The organism is Chelativorans sp. J32, from assembly GCF_000518985.1.
Taxonomy (GTDB): domain Bacteria; phylum Pseudomonadota; class Alphaproteobacteria; order Rhizobiales; family Rhizobiaceae; genus Chelativorans.
Genome location: NZ_JAEQ01000043.1, coordinates 1 through 1490, shown reverse-complemented (window position 1 = coordinate 1490; position 1490 = coordinate 1). Strand labels below are relative to the sequence as shown.

Genomic DNA, 1490 nt, shown 5'->3' with positions numbered 1-1490 from the left:
GGCAGCGTCTTGAGTGGCACAATCTTTGCGACAGGTACGGTCACGAATTGGCTCTCGAACCCCTGACGGATGCGCTCGCCCGAATCCTCGATCCGTTCAGCCATCGCTCTCTCCTGAAATCCGCATCGCCAGCGCCCGCGGCATTGTTGCCAGACCCTCGGCCCGAAGCAGGTTGAGGAAGCTCTCGTCGGTGAGCAGGTCTTTGAGCGCCTCAACAATGAACAACAGCCGCGTCTGGGTGAAATCGGACTTCTTGACCAGGAGCCGCTGCTTTTCCGCCTCGCGCTGGTAGACCTGCATCAGATCGTTGGCGGTCATCCGCCTCCCGCTGCCCTTGCGCCCCAGCCGGCCCGAGGGCAGGCCCTTGCGTTGCGCCCGCAAGCGCATGTCGAGAATGCGCCGCGCAGCCGCCAGCTTCTTGCCTCTGAGCTTGCCGGTCTCATACGCGTCGAGCAGCAGGGTCTGGGCCTCTTCGCTCTCGGCCTTGGAGATCTCCATTGCCAGCGTGATCGGGATAACGCCGGTTTCGACCGCTGCGACCAACCGTTCCTCGCCGCGCTCAAGCAGCGAAGCGATCATGTTGACCCAGGAGGCGCCGACGCCGAGCTTTTCGCCGATGGCCGTGTCGCTGAAACCCCTTGCGCGCAAGGCGCCGATTTCGCGCATGATGTCGATCGGACGCGGCGTGCGCCGAGCAATGTTTTCCACCAGGCTCATCACCAGGCATTGGCTCTCGCTAGCCTCGATCACCACAGCCGGGATTTCGCTCTGGCCAAGCATCTGGAAGGCCTCAAGCCGGCCTTCGCCGCAGACCAGATCATAGCGCACGCCGCCCGGGCCATCATGGCGCGCCACCGTGATTGGGCGCTTAAGCCCGATCGCCTCGATATTGTTGACGATCTCGCGGTGCTGGCGCTTGTTGCGCGCCCGCGAATTAAGAACCGTAATCCGCGAGATCGGGATCATTTCCACCTGTGTCGAACGCACGGCAGGCATCAGGCAGCCTCCGGTAAGGGGATGGGAGCGGCGATGGTGTAGAGAAGATCGAGGTCATCGAAGCGGTAGGCGTCGAAGACAAGCGCATTGTCTTCGCTCAGCCGAACCTTCTCGGAAAGTGTCTCGATGCGCGGGAAAAGATAATAGTCGAATGGCGCGCGGTTGGCACGATCCATGCGCACGACCACGGTGATGTCAGGCGCAAGCGAAGCATCGAAACGCAGCTTCCAGCGCAACAGCCCGATCGGGGTCTCGAAACAGCGCGCGATCACGACCGAGACGCTGAATTCGCCATTGACGATCACCCGGTCGCTCTCGTCCTCCTGCCAGGTCTCGCTGCCCTTGGCCCTAAGCCCCGCAATCAGCTCGGTCACAATGCCGGGATGAAGCTGGCGCAGCTGCCGGTTGATCTCGATGTGGGCGATAGTCCCGCTCCGGCGTGAATCCGACCAGACTATAGGCCCTGAGCAGACTGCCGAACCTCGAACTGTAAG

Annotated in this window: 1 protein-coding gene and 1 pseudogene; both read right to left on the bottom strand. The window is 62.2% G+C overall.

Annotated features, from left to right (window positions below; translation table 11 throughout):
* Positions 1–96: 96 nt before the first annotated feature.
* Positions 97–996, bottom strand: coding sequence for a plasmid partitioning protein RepB C-terminal domain-containing protein (locus CHEJ32_RS0123230; protein WP_028035899.1), 900 nt, complete (start codon positions 994–996; stop codon positions 97–99).
* Positions 996–1490 (bottom strand): annotated as a pseudogene (locus CHEJ32_RS0123225) (hypothetical protein); the annotation flags it as partial. The pseudogene CHEJ32_RS0123225 and the gene CHEJ32_RS0123230, both read right to left, overlap by 1 nt.